Raw genomic sequence first — 21,303 nt, 5'->3', positions numbered from 1 at the left:
CTCAGACGACGATGTTGACGAGCTTCGGTGCGCGCACGATCACCTTGCGCACCGGGGCACCGTCGATCGCGCGGACCACGTTCGGCTCCGCCAGGGCGGCCGACTCCAGGTCCGCGTCCGAGATGGTCGGCGGCACTTCCAGGCGCCCACGCACCTTGCCCTTGACCTGGACGACGCAGGTCACCGTGTCCTCGACCAGGTACTGCTCGTCCGCGGTCGGGAACGGCTGCCGAGCCAGGGAGCCCTCGTGCCCGAGCCGCTGCCACAGCTCTTCCGCGATGTGCGGGGCGATGGGCGCGACCATCAGCACCAGCGGCTCGACCGCCGAGCGGGGCACGCGGTCCAGGGACGTCAGGTGGTTGTTGTACGTGATGAGCTTCGCGATCGCCGTGTTGGGCCGCATGTGCTCCATCTCGACGCGGACGTCCGCGATCGCCCGGTGCATCGCCCGCAGCGTGGCGGTGTCCGGCTCGTCGTCGGTGACGACCAGCGCGCCAGTCTCCTCGTCCACGACGTTGCGCCACAGCCGCTGCAGGAAGCGCTGCGAACCGACGACGGCGCGCGTCTCCCACGGCCGCGACAGGTCCAGGGGGCCCATTGACATCTCGTACACGCGGAAGGTGTCGGCGCCGTACTGCTCGTACATCTCGTCCGGCGTGACGACGTTCTTCAGGGACTTGCCCATCTTCCCGTACTCACGGTTGACGGTCTCGCCCTGGTACGTGAAGCCGGTCTGCTCGTCTCCCTCGACCTCGCCGGCGGGCACGTAGACGCCGCGGGAGTCGGTGTAGGCGTACGCCTGGATGTAGCCCTGGTTGAACAGCTTGCCGAACGGCTCCACCGAGGAGACGTAGCCCAGGTCCAGCAGCACCTTGTGCCAGAAGCGCGCGTACAGCAGGTGCAGCACGGCGTGCTCCACGCCGCCCACGTACAGGTCGACGCCGCCGGCGGGCCCGGAGGTCGCGTTGTGGCGCGGGCCCATCCAGTACGACTCCAGCTCGGGGTCGACGACGGCGGTGCCCTCCGACGGCCCGTCGGTGGAGTCCGTCGGGTCCAGGTAGCGCAGGTAGTACCAGCACGACCCGGCCCAGTTGGGCATGGTGTTGGTGTCGCGGCGGTAGGACTTCGGCCCGTCGCCCAGGTCCAGGGTGACGTGCACCCACTCGTCGTTGCGGCCCAGCGGTGCCTCGGGGTTGGAGTCGGCGTCCTGCGGGTCGAACGTGCGCGGCGCGAAGTCCGGCACCTCGGGCAGGTCGACGGGCAGCAGGTGGGCGGGGATCGCGACCGGGCGGTCCTGGTCGTCCCACAGGATGGGGAACGGCTCGCCCCAGTAGCGCTGGCGGCTGAACAGCCAGTCGCGCAGGCGGTACGTGGTGGTGCCCTCGCCGGCACCGCGGGCCTGCAGCCACGCGACGACCTTCTCCTTGGCCTCCGCCACGCCCAGCCCGTCCAGGCTGATCTCGTCGTTGGCGGAGTTCACGGTGACGCCGTCGCCCGTGTACGCGCCGGCGAAGTCCTCCGGCAGGCCGCCGGCGGGCTCCACGGTGCGGATCACCCGCAGCTCGAACGCCTCGGCGAAGTCGAAGTCGCGCTGGTCGCCGCCCGGCACCGCCATGATGGCGCCGGTGCCGTAGCCCATCAGCACGTAGTCGGCGGTGAACACCGGCACGGTGGCACCGTTGACGGGGTTCACGGCCAGGTGGCCGGTGAAGACGCCGGTCTTCTTTCCCGCGTCGGCCTGTCGCTCGACGGCGGTCTTGGACGCCGCCTCGCGGCGGTACGCGGCCACGGCCTCGACCGGGGTGGCGTGCCCGCCGGTCCAGACGCTGCGCGTGCCGTCGGGCCAGGCCGCGGGCACCTCGTCCAGCAGCGGGTGCTCGGGCGCCACGACCATGAACGTCGCGCCGAACAGCGTGTCCGGGCGGGTGGTGAAGACCTCGACCTGCGCGCCCGCGCCGGCCGCGTCGTGGTCGGCGGTGCCGACGACGTCGAACCGGACGTTCGCGCCTGTGGAGCGGCCGATCCAGTTGCGCTGCATCGACTTGACCTTCTCGGGCCAGTCGATCAGCGCCAGGTCGTCGGTCAGGCGGTCGGCGTAGGCGGTGATCCGCATCTTCCACTGGCGCAGCTCGCGCTGGAAGACGGGGAAGTTGCCGCGCTCGGAGCGGCCGTCGGCCGTGACCTCCTCGTTGGCCAGCACCGTGCCCAGGCCCGGGCACCAGTTCACGACGGACTCGTCGACGTACGCCAGGCGCTGTGAATCCAGCACGTCGCGGCGCTCCAGGTCGCTCAGGTCGGACCAGGCGCGGCCGTCGGCCAGCGCGCGGGCGCCCGAGGCATACTCCGCCTCCAGCTCGGCGATGCGGCGGGCGCGGCCCTTGCCGCCGTCCGCCTCGGTGTCGTACCAGGAGTCGAAGATCTGCAGGAAGATCCACTGCGTCCAGCGGACGTAGTCGGGGTCGATCGTGGCGAAGGTGCGCCGCGAGTCGTGCGCCAGGCCCATGCGGCGCAGCTGACGCTTCATGGTGACGATGTTCTGCTCGGTGGTCACCCGCGGGTGCTGGCCCGTCTGCACCGCGTACTGCTCGGCGGGCAGGCCGAACGCGTCGTAGCCCAGCGCGTGCAGCACGTTGTCGCCGCACATCATGCGGAACCGGCCCACGACGTCCGTGGCGATGTACCCCAAGGGGTGGCCCACGTGCAGCCCCGCCCCCGAGGGGTACGGGAACATGTCCATGATGAAGAACGGCTTGCCCGAGCCGTGCTCGCCGTCGCCGTCCGTGAGCGCGCCGCCCGGGTTGGCCGCCCAGAAGGTGCCGCGCTCCTCCCACAGGTCCTGCCAGCGCTCCTCGATCTGCTGGGCGAGGGCAGGCGTGTAGCGGTGGACGGGCTCGGTCGGAGCCTCGGATCGGGCGGGTGCGGTGTCGGGCGTGCTCACCCGCTGAGTCTACCGGCCGGAGATGCTGGCCCCGGCCGGTTTTTCACACCCCGAAGGAGTCGACGAGCGGCCCGCCGACGGCCACCAGCAGCCAGCCCACGGCGACGACGTAGCCGATGAGCAGCACCAGCCCGCGGTTGCGCACGACGGCGCGCCGCAGGCCCTCGCCCGCGGGCAGGTGACCCTCCTGGAACGCGTGCACCACCTGGAACCACAGCAGCGGCCACACGATCGTCCACACGACCATGCACGCGGGGCACAGCCGCACGAGGGCGTAGAAGCTGGTCCACATCAGGAAGAAGATGAACAGCTGCGCGACCACCGTCACCGCGAGCAGCGACCGGTGGTACCAGCGCGGCAGCCGCGCGCCGGCGAGCAGCACCACGCCCGTGGTGATCACGACCGGGAACGCCGCGACACCGAGGTACGGGTTGGGGAAGCCGAGCAGCGTGCCCTGCCACGACATCATGGCGACGCCGCAGTCGAGGAAGACGTTGAAGCTGCAGCTCGTGACCCGGTTCGGGTCCAGCAGCTTGAGGTACTCCTCGATCGCGAGCCACGACGCGGCGCCGAAGCCGATCGAGCCCAGCACGGTCAGCAGCACGCCGTAGGTTCGGGCGGTCAGGCCGCGCAGGCCAACGGCAGGGGCCGCGCCGGCCACCCCGTCGATGTCGTCGTCGTGGGTCTCGTCACGCACGCTCGGGCTCACGGGCGCGACCGTACCTCACCATCCTGAGGGGCGGGACGCCGGTCAGCCGGCACGCGCGACCCGTTGCCGGCCGAACGCGAGCACCATCGCCAGGCCGACGAGGGTGAGCGCGAGACCGACCCACGCGGGGGCGAGATAGCCGTAGCCCGCGGCGATGACGAGGCCGCCGAAGAACGCACCGCTCGCGTTGCCGATGTTCAGCGCGGAGTGGCACAGCGCGGCACCGAGGGACTGGGCCCGCGGCGAGAGGTCCATGAGCCGGGTCTGCATGGCCAGCCCGAGGACCTGCGACGTCACGGCCAGCAGGAACAGTCCCAGCACGGCGGGGACGGGCGAGGTGCCCGCGACGGCGAACACGACCAGCGAGAGGGCGGTCGCGACGAACCCGCCGACCACGGTCCGCAGCACGTTGCGGTCCACGAGGCGGCCACCCAGCAGGGTGCCGACCGTCATACCGACGCCGAAGACGGCGAGGACCCACGGCACGGCGGCCTCGGACATGCCGGCGACCTTCGTGACCGTCGGCGCGACGTAGGTGTAGACCGCGAACAGCCCGCCGAAGCCGATGGCACCCGCCGCGAACGAGATCCACAGCGGCCCGTTGCGCAGCGTGGCGAGCTCCTGCCGGACGCTGGAGTCGACGGCTCCACGCTCCGGGACGAAGCGCCAGATGCCGAGCAGGGTGACGGCACCCAGGGCGCCGATGACGACGAAGGCGGCACGCCATCCGAGGCTCTGGCCGACCGCGGTGGACAGCGGCACGCCCACGACGTTCGCGACCGTCAGCCCGGTCATCATCATCGAGACGGCGTGCCCCCTGCGCCCCGGCCCGGCCACCGCGGCGCCGACCGCGGCGCCCACGCCGAAGAAGGCGCCGTGCGGCAGCCCGGCGAGGAACCGCCCCAGCACCAGGGTCTCGATGCCGGGCGCGCCGGCCGACGCGACGTTGGCGACCGTGTAGAACCCCATGAGGCACAGCAGCAGCCGCTTGCGAGACATGCGCGCGGCCGCGACGGTCAGCAGCGGCGCGCCCACCACGACGCCGACGGCGTACGCGGTGATGGCGTGGCCGACCACAGGGTCGCTGACGCCGAGGTCCGCCCCGATCTGGGGCAGCAGCCCCATCGTGGCGAACTCCGTGGTGCCGATGGTGAACCCGCCGGCGGCGAGCGCGAACAGCGCCGCCCCGACGTGCTCGGGCCGCGGGACGCGCGAGGTCGCCCCCTGCGGGAGGGTCGTCTGGGTCACGGGCGCTCGCTCTCGGCGGTGTGGTCGAGCACGCCGCCGCGGGCTCGAAACGATTCGACGATGCGGCACGGGGACAGCGTGCGCACATCGTCGGGGAACCGGGTCAGCCTACGCGGGCACGACCCAGATGCGCGAGGCCGCCAGCAGGCCCAGGTCCACCGACCTCTGCTGCCCGTCCGCCTCCCACGCGACGCCGACCGTGCCCGCGAACTCGCGCCGCGACGTCAGCCGCACCGGCAGGTCGAGGTCGATGCCGAGGTCCGCCAGGTAGCGCAACGCCTCCGGGTCGGCGTCGGAGATGCGCGCGACCACGCCCGTGGCCCCCGCCGCGAGGTCGACCAGCGGGACCGCCTGGGGGCGCACCACGCGGCCGTCGGCGAACGGGATCGGGTCGCCGTGCGGGTCCCGCTCCGGGTGGCCGAGCCGTGCGGAGATGCGCTCGACGAGCGTGTCGGAGACGGCGTGCTCCAGCACCTCCGCCTCGTCGTGCACCTCGTCCCAGCCGTACCCGAGATCACGCACGAGCCAGGTCTCCAGCAGGCGGTGGCGACGCACCATCACCAGCGCGTAGCGGCGGCCCAGCTCGGTGAGCCAGACCCCGCCGTACGGCTCGTGGCCCAGCAGCCCTTGCGTCGTGAGCCGGCGCACCGTCTCCGAGACGGTCGACGGCCCCACGCCGAGGCGGTCCGCCAGCAGCCCGGTGGTGACCTTCTCGTCGGACCACTCCTGGGCCGACCAGACCGCCTTGAGGTAGTCCTGGGCGACAGGGGTCAGCTCGTTCGGGTCCACGGTGTGGTCATCGGCACGGGCGGGCAGCGCGGGTTCGGACACGCTCCCGAGCCTATCCGGGACGTTCTGGACCGTGCCCGTGAGCCCCGTGACGGTCTGCGCGGCAGTTCGCGTTCAGATCGGCACCTTGAACTGCCGCGCTGAACAGGAACTGCCGCGGTGATCGGGCTGGCGGCCGCACCGCCGCACCCGGTTCAGCGGGGTCACGAGGGCATCGCGTCGTCGGACGGCGGCACGATCTCGGGGACGGGCTCCCGCTCGCCCACGGTCGCGTCGCCGCCGGGGGTGACGCTCACCACCTGCACGTCGACCATCCGTCGCGCCTCGGGGTCGAAGCGCAGCAGCGTCATCTGGGCGGTGCCGTGCAGCGGCCCGACCGTGGGCTGGTTCGGCGCCGCACCGGCCGTGGAGCCGCTGACGTACCGGATGCCCTGCCCCACCTGCTCGGGCCCCGACCTCTTGTGGGTGTGTCCGGAGACCTGGAACGGCACGCACCCGGTGTCGAGGGCGTCGAGGCCCACGGGCGGCGTGTGGATGAGCAGCAGGTCCACCCCGTCCTCGTCGTCACAGGCGGTGGCGGCGAGGTCCGCCGCCTCCTCGTCCGGCGTGCGCTCGCGGGCCACCGCGGTGCCGCCGCCGACGCGGGTCTCCAGCGCGTCGCGGTCGCCCAGGATGCGCACCCCCTTCACCTCGACGACCTTGCCGTCGAGCACCGTCTGCCCCCGGGCCGCCTCCTGCGCGGACGTGACCTGCGAGTCGTGGTTGCCGTCCGCCACGACCATCGGCACACCGCGCGGCGGCGCCGACGCGAACGAGTCCACGCAGACCTTCTCCACCGAGGTGCCGTTCATGGTGGTGTCGCCGGCGTTGAGGACGACGTCGGCGCCTGCGCGCTCCGCCGTGGTGCGGATCAGGGGCGTCATACCCGTGTTGCAGTGCAGGTCGGAGACGACGAGCAGGGTCACGAGGTCCTCGTCGGCCGGCGACGGCGACGGCGATGCCGAGAACGGCGGGCTGGACGTGCCGGAAGCGTCCGGCGTGCCGGACGAGCCCGGGGTCAGCGAGGGTGCCTGGATCGCGTCCGCGGCGTCGACGTGCGTGGCGTCCCAGGCGTCCCACGCGGCGACGAGGTCGTCGTTCGCGGCCGCGTAGAACTCCTCGTTCTGGTGGTACAGGTTCACCAGCTGCCCCCCGTAGGTGTCCACGACCCCGGCCAGCCGACCCGTGATCGTGGCGCCCTCGAGCGCGGTCCCGGCGAACACCGGCGACGCCGTCCGCCCCCGCGGCTCCGGCTGCGCCACTCCCCCGGACGCCACCGTCACCACGACGAGGCTCCCGACGGCCACGCCCGCGGTGATCTCCCACGTGCGGGGCGCCAGCCGGTCGGACAGCTCCCGGCGCCGCGCCGCACCCAGCAGCAGCCGCGCCCCGGCGCCGACGGCCGCGACGACGAGCATGGCGGCCACCGCACGCCGGCCTGCGTCCCACAGGAGCGCCCGCGCGACGGTGCTCGCCGTCTCCTGCGGGCTGGAGAAGAACTGCAGGTAGTTCTGGAGGTCGCCCGCGAGCTTGTCGAGCGTGCCCGCCTGGCTGACGGCGGACAGGTCGGCGGGGATCTCCTTGACGACGACGTCGAGGCCGAGGCCCAGCGGTAGCGGCGAGTCGATCTCCAGCGTGCCCAGCGGCCCGAGGTCGGCCACGACCAGGCCGTCGGTGTCGACGGCGTAGACCGCCTCGTGCGGGCCGAGGCTCAGGTTCACCTGCGCCGTCGTGACGCCGAAGACGAGGCAGGCCAGAGCCGCCGCCACCGAGACGAGGGTCCATCTCACCCACCGGGGCGGCGTGCGTCGTGGGCGGGCTGCGTGGGCGGGAGGGGTGGCGGGGCCGGGCGTCTCGTCGTGCTGGTCGGTCATCGCGTCCCACCTTCGCGGAACACGGCCGACGACGCCACCCTGCTGGCGGGGCGGCGCCGTCGCGCCTGGGTCAGGACCGCGCGTCGCGCAGCGTGGTGAGGGCGATCCCGGCCGCGACGAGCACGGCGACGAACCCGATCGCCGACGTCACGACGACGCCGCTGCCGAACGCCGCGTGCGCGGAGTCGAGCAGCGCCTGCGCCTGCCCGCCGGGCAGGCCGGACGCGACGCTGGTCGCACCCCCGAGGGTCTCTCCCGCCGCGGCGGCGTCCGCCGCCGAGAGCCCGGACGGGACCACGACGTTCGCGTGGTAGGACCCGGTGAGGATCCCCCCGAGGACGGCGGTGCCGAGGACGGCGCCGACCTCGTACGCCGTCTCGGAGATCGCGGAGGCCGCACCGGCCTTCGCCGCCGGCACCGTCGAGACGATGAGGTCGTTCGAGACCGTCTCGGCCGACCCGACGCCGATCGCGAGCACCACGAACGCGAGCCCGAGCCAGCCGGACTCGCCGCGCCCCGCCACGAGAGCGGTGACCAGGTAGCCGACGGCCGACATCGCGAGCCCCGCGGCCACCACGTGCGACGGCCGCACCCGGCGCACCACCTTCACCACGGCCAGCCCGGACACGACCATCGCGACCGTGCCCGGCAGCAGCACCATCCCCGCCTGCACCGGCGAGAGCCCGATGACGAGCTGGAGGTCCTGCGACACGAAGAACAGGAAGCCGACCAGCGAGAACACCGACAGCAGGTTGACCAGGACGCTGCCCGTGAACGCGGGGACGGCGAACAGCCGCACGTCCAGCATCGGGTCCGGGCGGCGCAGCTGGCGGCGGACGAACAGCACGGCCATGAGCAGGCCGACAGCGATCGCGGCGAGGCCCAACGACGGCAGACCGCCCTTCGCGAGCGTCTTGATGCCGAACACGACCGGCGTCATCGCGGCCATGACGAGCACGATCGACATGGGGTCGAGCCGGCCCGGTGCAGGGTCGCGCGACTCGGGCACGAAGATCGGCGCGAGGACGAGCAGCAGCGCCAGCACGGGCACGGCGAGGAGGAAAACGGAGCCCCACCAGAAGTGCTCGAGCAGCAGGCCGCCGACGATCGGCCCGACGGCGGAGCCCGCGGCGAAGCCGGCGGCCCAGATGGCGATGGCGAGGCGGCGCTCGTCGCGGTCGGTGAACACGTTGCGCAGCAGGGACAGCGTGGACGGCATGAGCATCGCGCCGAAGAAGCCGAGGCCTGCGCGCGCGGCGATCAGGGCGCCCGCCGTCGGTGCGAACGCCGCGACCGCGGACACGGCGGCGAAGCCGACCGCCCCGACCAGGAGCAGCCGACGGCGCCCGACGCGGTCGGCGACCGACCCCATCGGCACGAGGAGGCCGGCGAGGACGAGGGGGTACACGTCGACGATCCACAGCAGCTGGGTGCCGCCGGGGGCCAGGGCCTCCGAGATCTGCGGCAGGGCGAAGCTGAGGACCGTGTTGTCGATCGAGACGAGCAGCACCGGCAGCATCAGCACGGCGAGGGCCGCCCAGCGTCGCCCGGCGGAGCGGATGCTGCCGGGGCGCGTGGGGACGGCGGGGCGTCGCGCGGCGGAAGGGGCGCGGTGCGTCGTCACCTGGGATGTCGCCATGAGGTGCCTTTCACACGCTGCAGACGGCCGGGGCGACATGGCGATGCCGAACTTCCGTACCGTCCAGCCGGTACAGTAACAGTCCGACACTAGGCTGTCCACATGCCCCCACCCCCCGCCGCCCGTGCCAAGGTCCTGCGTGCGTTCGCCGAGCTCCTCGTCGAGTCCGGGGAACGGTCCGCCACTCTCGAGGCGGTCGCGGAGCGGGCCGGGGTCTCCAAGGGCGGCCTGCTGTACCACTTCCCCTCCAAGGACGCCCTCGTCGACGGCCTCCTCGACCACCTGGGGGTCCTCACCGCCGCGGACGTCGAGGCGATGCGCAGCGCGCCCGAGGGGGCGTCCGACTACCTGCTGCGCACGTCCACGGTGATCGGCGGCGAGTTCGAGATCGTCTACCTGGCGGCGTCCCGCGTGGCGCAGGGCGCCTCTCCCCGCGCCCGCGCCGTCCTCGACGACGCGCAGGCCGCCTGGACCGCCGCCGTGCAGGACGAGCTCGGCGACCCGGTGCTCGCCCGCGCCGTGTCGCTCATGGGCGAGGGCCTGTACGCGCTCGCCTCGGTCGGGGCGAGCGGGCCCGACGACCACGAGATCGACGAGCTGCTGGCGCTCGTGCGCGACGTCGCCGCGCGACGTCCGGGGGCAGCCCGGGCCTGAGGCCGCTCAGCCGGTCTTGCGCTCCGGGGTGGCCGCCTTCTTCGATGGGGCCTTCTTCGCCGCCGGCTTCTTCGCGGGCGCCTTCTTCGCCGCCGGCTTCTTCGCGGACGCCTTCTTAGCCGCGGGCTCCTTCGCCGTCGACCTCTTCGCGGGGGCCTTCTTCGCGGAGTCCGGCGCGTCCTCCTTCGACGCTCCCTTCCCGCCGCCCTTGGACCCCGACACGCTCCGGCGCAGGGCCTCCATGAGGTCGATGACGTCGGCGTCCTCCTTCTCCGGCTGCTCGCCGAACGTCTCCGAGGTGTCCAGCGCCTCGCCCTGCTCGATCTTCGCGTCGATCAGCGTGCGCAGCTGCGTCTGGTACTCGTCCTCGTAGTCCTCGGGCGCGAAGTCCGCCTCGTAGCTGGCGACCAGCTGGCCGGACATGGCCAGCTCCTTGTCGGACACGGTCACCGAGCCGTCGAGGGACGGGAACGCCGCCTCGCGCACCTCGTCGGCCCACAGCAGGGTCTGGATGACGAGCACCTCGTCGCGCACCCGCAGCGCCGCCAGCCGGGTGCGCTGGCGCAGCGCGAACTTCACGATCGCCGTCCGGTCCGTCTCCTCCAGCGTGCGACGCAGCAGCACGTAGGCCTTGGGGCTCTTGGAGTCCGGCTCCAGGTAGTAGGTGCGATCGAGCATGATCGGGTCGATCTGGTCGCTGGGCACGAACTCCACGACCTCGATCTCGCGGTTCGTCTCCGCCGGCAGCGCCGCGAGGTCGTCCTTGGTGAGCACGACCGTGCGCTCGCCGTCGTCGTAGGCGCGGTCGATGTGCTGGTACTGCACCTCCTCGCCGTCCAGCTCGCACACCCGGCGGTACCGGATGCGCCCGCCGTCCGCGTCGTGCACCTGGTGCAGCGGCACGTCGTGGTCCTCGGTCGCGCTGTACAGCTTGACCGGGACGTTGACGAGACCGAAGGTCACGGCACCCTTCCAGATGGACCTCATGCGACCATCGTCACGCGAGGTGGCAGGTCACGCCACCGCCCCGGGCACAGGTGTCGGCGGCGGCGTCTACCGTCGCGGCATGGACACGGCCACCACGCGCGACGTCGCGCACGCCTACGTCGAGACGCTGGAGCGACGCGACTGGACCGCCTTCGGTGCGCTCCTCGACCCCGACGTCGTGTACGAGATGCCGCAGAGCCGCGAACGGATCCGCGGCCGCGACCGCTATCTCCGCTTCAACCAGGAGTACCCGGGCGACTGGCACCTGACGATCCGGCACCTCGTCGCGGACGGGGCGCGCGCCGCCGTCTGGCTCGACGCCCGCGTGGGCGAGGAGCGCATGTTCGCGAACGTCTGGCTCGACGTCTCCGACGACGGCCTCGTCCGGCACGTCACCGACGTCTGGCCCGAGCCCTTCGAGCCTCCCGCGGGGCGCGAGCACCTGGTCGAGCGCGACGACGTCGGCTGACCGGCCGCGCCGTCAGCCGCCGAGGCCGAGCACCCCGACCACCCCGACCAGGACGGCGAGGAGCATCGAGACGCCCACCAGCACGGCATGCACGGTGAAGAAGCGGGTCGGGCGCCCCGCGTCGTCCCGGGCGCGCGGGTCCTTGGCGACCCGCCGCCAGAACGGGGGCCACACCAGGAGGTTCCACACGGCGGCGACGATCAGGACGAGCGCCCAGCCGACGGGCAGGCTCACAGGCCGACCGCCTCCAGCTTCGCGGTGAGCTCCGCGTCGGTCGGCTCGACGAAGAACTCGCCGTCGGGGAAGACGACGACGGGGATGTTCTTGCGGCCGCTGATCGCCTCGGCGTCGTCCGCCCGCAGCGGGTCGGCCACGAGGTCCACGTTCACGTACTCCACGCCGCGGGAGTCGAGCACGCGCTTGGCGCGGCGGCAGTCGCCGCACCACTGCGCCCCGTACATCGTGAGGGTCTGCGGGCGCCGGAGCTGATCGGTCGTCGAGGTGTCGTCGGTCATGCGCAGCACCATACCCCCCAGGGGTGACTGGTCTCGAACCTCGGCGCGCGCGACTCAGTGCACCGAGAACCCGCCGTCGACGTGCAGCGCCTGCCCGGTGACGTAGGCCGACGCGCCGCTGGCGAGGAAGACCGCCGCCCCGGCGAAGTCCTCGGCCAGGCCGTTGCGACCGACCATGGTGCGCGCCGCGAGCGCCTCGACCCGGGCGGGGTCGGACTGCAGCCGCGCGTTCAGCGGCGTCAGCACGAAGCCCGGCACCAGGGTGTTCGCCGTCACGCCGCGGCCCGACCAGGCCTCTGCCTGCGAGCGGGCCAGGGATTCCAGGCCGCCCTTGGACACCCCGTAGACGCCCGACTGCACGAACGCCCGGTGCGCCTGCTGCGACGACACGTGGATGAGGCGGCCGAACCCTCGCTCGGCCATGCCGGGCCCGAAGCGCTGCCCCAGCAGGTAGGGCGCCTCGAGGTTGAGCGCGATGGTCGCGTCCCAGGTGGCGTCGTCCGTCTCGCCCAGCGGGGGGCGCAGGTTGATGCCCGCGGAGCTGACCACCACGTCGGGCTCTCCGAAGACGGTGGCGGCCGCCTCGGCCGCCTCGCGCACGCCCGCGCGCGTGCCGAGGTCGGCGCTGACACGGTCAGCGGTGCAGCCGTCCGCGCGCAGCTCGGCGACCGTGTCGTCGAGCTCTGACTCCCGCCGCGCCACGACGACCACACGCGCTCCCGCACGGGCCAGGGCTGCGGCGATCGCGCGGCCGATGCCGGAGCTGCCGCCGGTGACCAGAGCGACGCGGCCGTCGAGGGAGAACAGGGAGGAGAGGTACGTTTCCGTCACGCGGGACACTCTGTCACCTCGGGCAGGGTGGCCGCCCGGGCGCTTGCCGATAGCCTCGAGCAATGAGCGAGGACGATGTCGAGGTCGTGTGGCGCAAGTTCGACGGCAGCCTGCACTGGCACCACCGCATGACACGCCTCGGCGAGGACGAGTACGGCGTGTGGTTGGGCGGTCCGGCCGGGACGGTCTACACCAGGGGCGAGCAGGAGCGGGTTTTCACGGTCGAGGACGACCGGGTCCTGCTCCTCCCCCACGACGCGTGGTGGACGGCCGAGTTCCAGGCGGCGCCGGCGCGGCTGGACGCGTACTGCGACGTCGCCACCCGGGCGACGTGGTCGCGCGGCGAGGTGACGATGGTCGACCTGGACCTCGACGTCTGCCGGATCCGGGAGGACATGTCGGTGTTTGTCGACGACGAGGACGAGTTCGCCGACCACCAGGTGCGGTACGCCTACCCGCCGGACATCGTGCGGCGAGCGGAGGCGTCCGCCGCCTGGCTGACGACCGCGCTGCGCGACGGCGTCGAGCCCTTCGGCTCGCGCTACCGCGCCTGGCTCGACAGGATGGGCGCGGTCGACCTCGCGGGGAGCATGTCCCGGCGCGAGCCCCCGCCGGAGTCCGGCGGTGGGACGTCACCACACGGGCGTGTCAGCCGCCTGCCCACGCGCTAAGAGCAGTCGCCGACGGTGGGCCGGAAGTCGTTCTCTTGGATCCTCCCCCGCAATTCGCGCGTCGTACTCTCAGCAGGGATGACGGACACCTCGACATAACTCGCGTCGTCGATCGTCGCGCTGTCGGCACACGCGGCAAGGATGATCCAGGACTCAGGGGCGCCCACGGGGTAGGAGGGTTCAAGATCGACGATGGTCGAGACGTCTTGCACGACTACCTGGGCGCTAGCGGGTGTGTGCTGGTTGAGTACATCAAGCGTCTGCCCGCGCGCCGCCTCCGGCGCAAGGGCGGCTTGGCTGCCGCACGCGCACAGCAGGAAGGCCGCGCAAGCAATGAGCCCGAACCGCGCGTGGCGAGACGTCATCCGAGCCCGCATGTGATGTAGGCCGGGTTCGGGTTGAATGCATAGAGCCAGCCACTTTTATTACCGAAGATCGTGAAGCCAGCCACACGGGTCTTGGACTGGATCTTGTAGCGGTAACGGCTCCCCTGAGCCCACCCCACCCAGGACTTGCCCTTCTTCATCTTGGGCGAGGTGCACGCCGCCTGTGTAGTCACCGACTTGGCCGACGAGATACCCAGGCTGGACGCCACCGAGTAGCGCGAGAGGCCGTAGGTGGTCTGGATAGTTCGCGTTGCAGTCTTGCCTTTGCTGATGGAGCAGGTCGCGCCAGAAGTCCTGATCGTGCACCGTCCGATCTGCCGGGACCGGTCGGTGTAGTACTTCGAGATGCGCTTCTTGTTGACGACCGATTTGACACTGGTTGGAATAGCTGGAAAGTACGTGTTCGCTGAGCTCACAGACTGAGCGGAAACCGCTACCGCAGGAGTTGGCGCAGCGACGGCTGCCGGACCACCGCTGCCGAGGAGAATTATGGCGGCCAAGCCAGCGGTAAGAAACCTGGGATTTATTCCCACGGGCGCACTCCGATCGCTGAAGGTCGCCGTGCTCGATTCGCCCGGCAACGAATGTGTGGACCGAGAATATCCGGCACGCGCGACGAAACTGGCCTGATTGCAGAATCTGCATCGACTGTGCCAGGAGCGCACGATCGCCCTCATGTGCGGGTCTTCACAGCATCGTCGCGACGTGCTCCCCCGTGCCAGTCCAAGGCGCGAACGCGAGAGCCCCGGCCACCCGGGGCGCGCACATCCGCCGCCCGCGCGACGATGTGGCCATGGCACGCGCGTCGTCGAGCAAGCCCCAGACGGTCACGGTCGACGGCCGGCGGCTGCAGCTGACCAACCTGGACAAGGTGTACTACCCGGCCACGGGGACGACGAAGGGCGAGGTGCTGCAGTACCTGGCCCACGTGGCGCCCGCGCTGCTGCGGCACGCGGCGTACCGGCCCGCGACGCGCAAGCGGTGGCCGGACGGCGTCGCGGGACAGATGTTCTTCCAGAAGAACCTGGACGCGTCGACGCCGTCGTGGATCCCTCGCCAGGACATCCAGCACCGCTCGTCGACCAACAGCTACGTCCTGGTCAACGACCTGGCCACGCTGACGTGGCTGGGGCAGACGGCGACGCTGGAGGTCCACGTACCGCAGTGGAGGTTCGGGCGGACGGGCGCGCCGATGCCGCCGGACCGACTGGTGCTCGACCTCGACCCCGGGCCGGGCGCGGGCCTGCCCGAGTGCGCGGAGGTGGCGCGCCTGGCCCGCGACATCCTGCGCGGCATGGACCTGGACCCGCTGCCCGTGACGAGCGGCTCCAAGGGCATCCACCTGTACGCCGCGCTCACCGGTCAGGACGACTCGCTCACCACCGACGCGGTCTCCGCCGTCGCGCACGAGCTGGCCCGGCACCTGGAGTCGGAGCACCCCGACCTCGTGGTGAGCGACATGAAGAAGTCGTTGCGCGCGGGCAAGGTGCTGGTGGACTGGTCGCAGAACAACGGCGCCAAGACCACGATCGCCCCGTACTCGCTGCGCGGCCGCGACGAGCCGACGGTCGCCGCCCCGCGCACGTGGGAGGAGCTCGACGACCCCGGCCTGCGCCACCTGTCCTTCACCGAGGTGGTGGAACGGCTGGACCGCGACGGCGATCTCCTGGAGCCGTTGGCGGCCGGGCACCTGGCCCAGCTCGAGCCCACGCCGGAACGCATGGCCACCTTCGACAAGCTCGGGACGTACCGCGCCAAGCGGGACCCGGACAAGACGCCCGAGCCGTTCGGTCCCGAGCACCCGGACGACCGCGACGGCGCCCCGACGTTCGTCATCCAGGAGCACCACGCCCGCCGCCTGCACTGGGACTTCCGCCTGGAGCACGAAGGGGTGCTCGTGAGCTGGGCGCTGCCCAAGGGTGAGCCGACCGACCCGAAGCAGAACCACCTCGCCGTGCAGACGGAGGACCACCCGCTCGAGTACGGGGCGTTCGAGGGCACCATCCCCGCCGGCGAGTACGGCGGCGGGGAGGTGACGATCTGGGACGCCGGCACGTACGACCTCGAGAAGTGGCGCGAGGGCGAGGTGATCGCCACGCTGCACAGCGAGCGGCGCGGCTCGCGCCGCCTCGCGCTCATCCGCACCGGGGGTCGCGGCGGCGGGGACCAGAACTCCTGGCTGATCCATCGCACCAAGTCCCAGCCCGGTGACACCGACGACGTTGACGGCGGCGTTGACGGCGGCGTTGACGGCGGCGTGGACGGCGGCGTGGACGATGGCGCGGACGACGGCGTGCCGGCCAGCGGCGCCGCCAAGGGTCCCCAGGCGCCGGGGCTGCCGGCGGAGGCGCCGCGCCCGATGCTCGCGACGACCGCGCCCTCGGCGGAGCTCGCCCGCCTCTCCCCCGACGACTGGGCCTTCGAGGTCAAGTGGGACGGCTTCCGCGCGGTCGTCGAGGTGCTCACGGACGACGACGGGCCCCGCGTGCGGCTCACGTCCCGCTCCGGGCAGGACCTCACCACGACGTTCCCTGAGCTGCAGGCGCTCGCGGGGATGGTCGCGCCCGACCAGCTGCCGGTGGTGCTCGACGGCGAGATCGTGGCGCTCGACGCGGACGGCCGCCCCTCGTTCCACCGCCTGCAGCAGCGGGCCAACCTGCTCAAGCCGCGCGACGTCGAGAAGGCCCGCCGCAAGGTCGGCGTCGACCTGGTCCTGTTCGACGCGCTGGCCGTCGCCGGGCGCGCGGTGACCGACCGCCCGTACGACGAGCGCCGGGACGCGCTCGCGCGCGTCGTGGACCCGCGCCGCCCCGTACACGTCCCGGACGCGCTCGACGGCGACCTGGACGAGGCGCTGGAGACCTCCCGGCTCATGCGGCTCGAGGGTGTCGTGGCGAAGCGGCGGCGCGCCCCGTACACCCCGGGGCGCCGCTCCCGCGACTGGCTGAAGATCAAGCACGCCCGCGCCCAGGAGGTGGTCGTGGTCGGCTGGCGCCCCCTGCACGCGGGCACGGGCCGGGAGGACGCCCGCGTCGCCGGGTCGCTCCTGCTGGCGGTGCCCGACGACGAGGGCACGCTGCGCTACGTGGGCAAGGTCGGCACGGGCTTCAAGGAGGCGGAGCGACGGCAGGTCGTGCGGCGCCTGCGGCCGGTCGACGACGTCCCGCTGGCCGGCGTCCCCCGCGCGGAGGCCGTGCACGCCCGGTGGGCTGCCCCGGAGCACGTGGCCGAGGTCGAGTACGGCGACTGGACGGGCGAGGCCGCGGACCTCCGCCGCGCCGGCGCGGACCGCCCCGACGACGAGGGGCCGCGGCTGCGCCACTCCGTGTGGCGCGGCTGGCGGGACGACAAGCGCCCGCAGGACGTCGTCGTCGAGCGCTAGCTGTACTGACCCGGGAGCGCCCGGCCGGTCAGGCTTGCGCTCTTCAGGCCCTGCGCTCGGCGGCCGCGGTTCGGCTGGTCCGCAGGTGCTGGCCGGCCAGCCGCGCCGCGGCCTCCTCGTCGGCGTCGCGGACGGCGTCCAGGAGGGCGCGGTGCTCGTCGGCCATCGCCGTGAGGTCGGTGTGCTGGCCCAGCAGCCAGCGCACGCGGCTGGCCGTGACGACGTGCAGCTCGGCGAGGACCGGGTTGCCCGCGGCGTCGACCACCCGCTCGTGGAAGTCGGCGGCCGCGCGTCGCGCGGCGGGGGCGTCGCCGGCACGTGCCGCCCTGTCCTCCCGCTGCCAGGCCTCGGTGAGCATGGCGAGCTGCGCCTCGGTGCGCCGCCGGGCCGCGAGCCGGAACTGCAACGGCTCGGTGGCCTCGCGCACCTCCTGCAGCTGCGCGACGTCGGCGTCCGTGAACTCCCGCACCACGGCCCAGGTCCGCGGTCGCGGGGTGACGAGGCCTTCCGCCACGAGGGTGCGCAGCGCGTCCCGCACCGGGATCCGGCTCACGCCCAGCTCGGCGGCGAGGTCGCGCTCGACCAGCCGGCTGCCGGGCTCGCGCACGCCGTCCACGATCTGCTCGCGGACCGCGCGGGCCACCCGCACCGACTCGGGCTCGAAGACCGCCGAGGGTTCGCTGGACATGCGCACATCCTGCCAGCCGATCCTCGGCGAAATGGCATACCATTCATGCGACATCCTGCCCCTCCCGGGACCGACGCGCAGCGGCGCCGGGACGGCGCCGTCGACGAGGAGGAACCTGATGCCCAGCACCCCCACCACCGTCACCGTGCTCCGTGACGTGCGCCCCTGGGGCGGCCAGCGGGCCGACCTGCACGTGGCGGACGGCCTGATCACCGCGGTGGTCCCGCATGACCCGGCGGCAGCGCCGGCGGACGGCACGGTGGAGGGTGGCGGCCTGCTCGCCCTCCCGGGCCTGGTCAACGCGCACGCGCACGTCGACAAGTCCTGGTGGGGCAAGCCGTGGGTGAGCTACGGCGGCGAGGGTGGCACGCAGGGTCGCATCGCGCACGAGCGCGCGCACCGCGACGAGCTCGGCATCCCCGGGGTCGACGTCACGCTGGCCGTGCTGCGCGAGTCCGTCCGCACCGGCACGACGGCGGTGCGCACGCACGTCGACGTCGACCTCGGCGTCGGGCTGCGCGGGCTCGAGGTGGTGCGCGAGGCCGTCGCGACGCTGGGCGGCGCGGTGCACGCGGAGATCGTCGCGTTCCCGCAGGACGGTGTGCTGCGCCGCCCCGGGGTCCTGGAGCTGCTCGACCAGGCGGCGGCCGCGGGCGCGCAGCACGTCGGGGGCCTGGACCCGGCCTCGATCGACCGCGACCCGGTGGGCCAGCTCGACGGGTTGTTCGCGATCGCGGAGCGCCACGGCGTCGGCATCGACGTGCACCTGCACGACGGTGGCGAGCTCGGCGCGTTCCAGATCGAGCTGATGATCGACCGCACCGTGCGCGCCGGGCTGCAGGGCAGGGTGAACGTGGCGCACGGCTTCGCCGTCGGCCAGCTCCCCGTGGCGCGGCAGGCCGACCTCGTCGCCGCGATGGGCGAGGCAGGCATCACCATGACCACCGTGGCGCCGATCGGCGCCGCCCCGCTGCCGCTGCACGCGCTGCGCGCCGCCGGGGTGGACGTCGGGCTCGGCACCGACGGCATCCGCGACCTGTGGTCCCCCTACGGCACGGGCGACCTCCTGGCGCTGACCACCCAGCTCGCGCGGCTGTCAGGCTTCCGCCACGACGAGGACCTCGTCACGGCGGCCCGCATCGCCTCCTCGGACGCGGCGCGGTTCGTGGGGCGCGACGTCCACGACCTGGTGCCCGGGGCCCCGGCGGACGTCGTCCTCGTCGACGCCGAGAACGTGCCGGACGCCGTGGTGCGCGCACCGCGCCGCGCCCTCGTCGTCGCCGGTGGCCGGGTGGTCGCGCGCGACGGCGACGTATTGGTCTGACGCGTCGCTGCCGGACCGGACCGGGCTCCTCCGCGCGACGCCTCCGCCCGCGGGCAGGCGATCCTTCGACGCGCGCCGTGGTTCGCCGTGCTCCACGATGGGCCCGTAGATGGACGACCGCTCGGCCGTCGGCCGCCTGTCGGCGGCGTGACGCCGAGCGATCTCGACCGCCCGTGCTCGAGCGCCGCGAGAGGTGACATATCCATGGCTGCAGACCTGTCAGACCGGACGGACTTCGAGAACGCCGAGCGAGGGCTCGTGGCCCGGCTCGAGCCCGGCCAGGTCACGAACGCCGAGGGACGGGTCGTCTTCGACGCCGACGTCTACGCCGAGGCGACCGCGGGCGAGTGCCCCGAGACGGTCCACCCGAGCCTCTGGCGCCAGAGCCAGCTCACCGCGATCCAGGGTTTGTTCGAAGTCAGGGAGGGGATCTACCAGCTTCGGGGGATCGAGCTGTCGAACATGACACTCATCGAGGGGGAGACCGGGGTCGTCGTGATCGACCCGGCGGTGTCGGCCGAGGTCGCGACCGCCGGGCTCGCCCTGTACCGCGAGCACCGCGGAGACCGGCCCGTGACGGCGGTGATCTTCACGCACTCCCACATCGACCACTTCGGCGGTGTCCTGGGCGTCGTCGACGCCGACACGACCGTCCCGATCGTCGCGCCCGCCGGCTTCCTGGAGCACGCGGTCTCGGAGAACGTCTACGCAGGCGGGGCGATGCTGCGACGCGGGGTCTACCACACGGGCGTCGCCCTCCCGGTGAGCGCGACCGGCACGCTCGGCGTGGGGCTGGGCTCGGGGACCTCGACCGGCACGGTGGGCCTGCTCGCCCCCACCCTGGACATCACGCACACCGGCCAGGTGGAGACGCTCGACGGCGTGCGGATCGTCTTCCAGGTCACGCCGGGCACCGAGGCCCCGGCGGAGATGAACTTCCACTTCCCCGACCTCCGCGCGCTGTGCCTGGCCGAGAACGCGACGCACAACCTCCACAACCTGCTGACGCTGCGCGGGGCGGAGGTCCGCGACGCGCGGGCCTGGTCCCGGTACATCGCCGAGGCGATCGAGCTGTTCGCCGACGAGACCGACGTCGCGTTCGCGTCGCACCACTGGCCTACCTGGGGCCGCGACGAGATCGTGCAGTTCCTGCGGGAGCAGCGCGACCTGTACGCGTTCCTGCACGACCAGACCCTGCGCCGGATGAACCAGGGCGAGATCGGCACCGAGATCGCGGAGGACTTCCCGATGCCGCCCGCGCTCGAAGCGGCGTGGCACACCCACGGCTACTACGGGTCCGTGAGCCACAACGTCAAGGCGATCTACCAGCGCTACCTCGGCTGGTACGACGGCAACCCGGCGCACCTCTGGCTCTACCCGCCCGAGGACGCCGCGGCTCGCTACGTGGACGTCATCGGCGGGGTGGACGCGACGGTCGAGCACGCGCGCCGGTACCTCGAGAAGGGCGACCTGCGGTTCGCCGCCGAACTCGCGAGCCACGCGGTGTTCGCCGACCCCTCCCACCAGGGTGCCCGGGTCCTCTTGGGTGACGCGCTGACCCGGCTCGGCCACGGGTCCGAGTGCGCCACGTGGCGCAACAACTTCCTCACCGGGGCGCAGGAGCTCCGCGAGGTGACGTCGCCGGCCGGGGTCGACGCGACCGGACTCTCCCGGGCGCTCACCGTAACGCAGCTGTTCGACAGCGTCGCGATCCGGGTGGACGCCGCGCGGGGCTGGGACATGCAGGTCTCGATCCGGTGGCACGTCGTCGACTTCGGGGAGACCTACCGGATGGAGCTGTCGAACGGCGTTCTGATCCATCACCCGACCGAGCGCGAGGAGCCGGCCGACCTCGTCGTGACTCTGACGCGCGCGCAGCTGCTGGCGCTGCTGGCGGATGCCGGGCACGACGGCGTCACCTTCGACGGCGACCCGCGCGCGCTCACCACGATCCTGTCCCTCCTGGACTCTCCGGACGCCGGGTTCGCCATCGTCACCCCGTGATCGGGAGTGTGGCTCGACGCCCACCTCCCACCGGCACCGGCCGGGCCGGGCCGGGCCGGGCCGGGCCGGGCCGGGCCGGGCCGGGCCGGGCCGGGCCGGGCCGGGCCGGGCCGGGCCGGGCCGGGCCGGGGAAGTCTCGCGGCCTGCCTCGTGTTG

The 21,303-nt window shown here is 72.8% G+C and carries 19 protein-coding genes; 6 read left to right on the top strand and 13 right to left on the bottom strand.

Going from position 1 to position 21,303, the window contains the following annotated elements; translation table 11 throughout:
* Nucleotide 1: 1 nt before the first annotated feature.
* The 6 genes from leuS to ACFT55_RS04390 all read right to left on the bottom strand — a co-directional run bounded on the left by leuS (nt 2) and on the right by ACFT55_RS04390 (nt 9,236).
* Nucleotides 2–2,938 carry a leucine--tRNA ligase gene (gene leuS, locus ACFT55_RS04415; protein ID WP_380241903.1) on the bottom strand — a complete coding sequence of 979 codons (2,937 nt, stop codon included), beginning with the start codon at nt 2,936–2,938 and terminating at the stop codon, nt 2–4.
* Nucleotides 2,939–2,981: 43 nt separating this feature from the next.
* Nucleotides 2,982–3,647, bottom strand: a complete 666-nt coding sequence (locus ACFT55_RS04410) for a vitamin K epoxide reductase family protein (RefSeq protein WP_380241901.1) — start codon at nt 3,645–3,647, stop codon at nt 2,982–2,984.
* 42 nt (nt 3,648–3,689) lie between these two features.
* Entirely contained in the window at nt 3,690–4,895 is a 1,206-nt protein-coding gene (locus tag ACFT55_RS04405; RefSeq protein WP_380241899.1) for an MFS transporter, read from the bottom strand.
* Between the two features lie 108 nt (nt 4,896–5,003).
* Nucleotides 5,004–5,726, bottom strand: a complete 723-nt coding sequence (locus ACFT55_RS04400) for a metal-dependent transcriptional regulator (protein ID WP_380241897.1) — start codon at nt 5,724–5,726, stop codon at nt 5,004–5,006.
* 161 nt (nt 5,727–5,887) lie between these two features.
* Nucleotides 5,888–7,597, bottom strand: coding sequence for a metallophosphoesterase family protein (locus tag ACFT55_RS04395; RefSeq protein WP_380241895.1), 1,710 nt, complete (start codon nt 7,595–7,597; stop codon nt 5,888–5,890).
* 70 nt (nt 7,598–7,667) lie between these two features.
* Complete coding sequence (locus tag ACFT55_RS04390) at nt 7,668–9,236, bottom strand: MFS transporter (RefSeq protein WP_380241893.1); 1,569 nt, start codon at nt 9,234–9,236, stop codon at nt 7,668–7,670.
* Between the two features lie 102 nt (nt 9,237–9,338).
* Here ACFT55_RS04390 and ACFT55_RS04385 point away from each other — a divergent pair, with 102 nt between their 5' ends.
* Complete coding sequence (locus tag ACFT55_RS04385; RefSeq protein ID WP_380241891.1) at nt 9,339–9,890, top strand: TetR/AcrR family transcriptional regulator; 552 nt, start codon at nt 9,339–9,341, stop codon at nt 9,888–9,890.
* Nucleotides 9,891–9,896: 6 nt separating this feature from the next.
* Here the strand turns inward: ACFT55_RS04385 and ACFT55_RS04380 are convergent, their stop codons facing one another.
* Nucleotides 9,897–10,877 carry a Ku protein gene (locus tag ACFT55_RS04380; RefSeq protein ID WP_380241889.1) on the bottom strand — a complete coding sequence of 327 codons (981 nt, stop codon included), beginning with the start codon at nt 10,875–10,877 and terminating at the stop codon, nt 9,897–9,899.
* Between the two features lie 79 nt (nt 10,878–10,956).
* Here ACFT55_RS04380 and ACFT55_RS04375 point away from each other — a divergent pair, with 79 nt between their 5' ends.
* Nucleotides 10,957–11,346 carry a nuclear transport factor 2 family protein gene (locus tag ACFT55_RS04375; protein ID WP_380241887.1) on the top strand — a complete coding sequence of 130 codons (390 nt, stop codon included), beginning with the start codon at nt 10,957–10,959 and terminating at the stop codon, nt 11,344–11,346.
* Between the two features lie 12 nt (nt 11,347–11,358).
* On the opposite strand, the gene ACFT55_RS04370 is transcribed toward ACFT55_RS04375, so the two are convergent.
* Genes ACFT55_RS04370 through ACFT55_RS04360 form a run of 3 tightly spaced genes read right to left on the bottom strand, consistent with a single transcriptional unit; the run spans nt 11,359 to nt 12,692 of the window.
* Nucleotides 11,359–11,580 (bottom strand): SCO4848 family membrane protein, encoded by a 222-nt coding sequence (locus ACFT55_RS04370; protein ID WP_380241885.1) that lies wholly within the window; start codon nt 11,578–11,580, stop codon nt 11,359–11,361.
* Nucleotides 11,577–11,861 carry a glutaredoxin family protein gene (locus ACFT55_RS04365; RefSeq protein ID WP_380241883.1) on the bottom strand — a complete coding sequence of 95 codons (285 nt, stop codon included), beginning with the start codon at nt 11,859–11,861 and terminating at the stop codon, nt 11,577–11,579. Before ACFT55_RS04365 ends, ACFT55_RS04370 begins: the two co-directional genes overlap by 4 nt.
* 54 nt (nt 11,862–11,915) lie before the next feature.
* The gene (locus tag ACFT55_RS04360; RefSeq protein WP_380241881.1) at nt 11,916–12,692 is read right to left on the bottom strand and encodes an SDR family NAD(P)-dependent oxidoreductase; all 777 of its coding nucleotides are present in this window, start codon (nt 12,690–12,692) and stop codon (nt 11,916–11,918) included.
* Nucleotides 12,693–12,754: 62 nt separating this feature from the next.
* Between ACFT55_RS04360 and ACFT55_RS04355 the strand changes: the two genes are divergently transcribed.
* Nucleotides 12,755–13,363, top strand: a complete 609-nt coding sequence (locus tag ACFT55_RS04355; protein ID WP_380241878.1) for a DUF402 domain-containing protein — start codon at nt 12,755–12,757, stop codon at nt 13,361–13,363.
* Here ACFT55_RS04355 and ACFT55_RS04350 read toward each other — a convergent pair.
* Entirely contained in the window at nt 13,360–13,728 is a 369-nt protein-coding gene (locus tag ACFT55_RS04350) for a hypothetical protein (RefSeq protein ID WP_380241876.1), read from the bottom strand. The two genes, ACFT55_RS04355 and ACFT55_RS04350, sit on opposite strands and share 4 nt — an antisense overlap.
* On the bottom strand, nt 13,725–14,165 hold the full coding sequence (locus ACFT55_RS04345; RefSeq protein ID WP_380241873.1) for a hypothetical protein: 441 nt from the start codon (nt 14,163–14,165) through the stop codon (nt 13,725–13,727). Before ACFT55_RS04345 ends, ACFT55_RS04350 begins: the two co-directional genes overlap by 4 nt.
* Nucleotides 14,166–14,542: 377 nt before the next feature.
* Here ACFT55_RS04345 and ACFT55_RS04340 point away from each other — a divergent pair, with 377 nt between their 5' ends.
* Nucleotides 14,543–17,131 carry an ATP-dependent DNA ligase gene (locus ACFT55_RS04340; protein WP_380241871.1) on the top strand — a complete coding sequence of 863 codons (2,589 nt, stop codon included), beginning with the start codon at nt 14,543–14,545 and terminating at the stop codon, nt 17,129–17,131.
* Nucleotides 17,132–17,174: 43 nt separating this feature from the next.
* Here ACFT55_RS04340 and ACFT55_RS04335 read toward each other — a convergent pair whose 3' ends face one another.
* On the bottom strand, nt 17,175–17,819 hold the full coding sequence (locus ACFT55_RS04335) for a GntR family transcriptional regulator (protein WP_380241868.1): 645 nt from the start codon (nt 17,817–17,819) through the stop codon (nt 17,175–17,177).
* A gap of 118 nt (nt 17,820–17,937) precedes the next feature.
* On the opposite strand from ACFT55_RS04335, the gene ACFT55_RS04330 reads away from it, so the two are divergent.
* Both ACFT55_RS04330 and ACFT55_RS04325 read left to right on the top strand, forming a co-directional pair.
* Nucleotides 17,938–19,143, top strand: coding sequence for an amidohydrolase (locus ACFT55_RS04330; protein WP_380241866.1), 1,206 nt, complete (start codon nt 17,938–17,940; stop codon nt 19,141–19,143).
* A 204-nt stretch (nt 19,144–19,347) separates the two neighbouring features.
* Nucleotides 19,348–21,147 carry an alkyl/aryl-sulfatase gene (locus ACFT55_RS04325; protein ID WP_380241864.1) on the top strand — a complete coding sequence of 600 codons (1,800 nt, stop codon included), beginning with the start codon at nt 19,348–19,350 and terminating at the stop codon, nt 21,145–21,147.
* Nucleotides 21,148–21,303: the final 156 nt, after the last annotated feature.

The sequence above is a fragment of the Isoptericola sp. NPDC057191 genome (assembly GCF_042670225.1).
Lineage (GTDB): Bacteria > Actinomycetota > Actinomycetes > Actinomycetales > Cellulomonadaceae > Isoptericola.
This window is presented reverse-complemented; position numbering and strand designations above follow the sequence as displayed.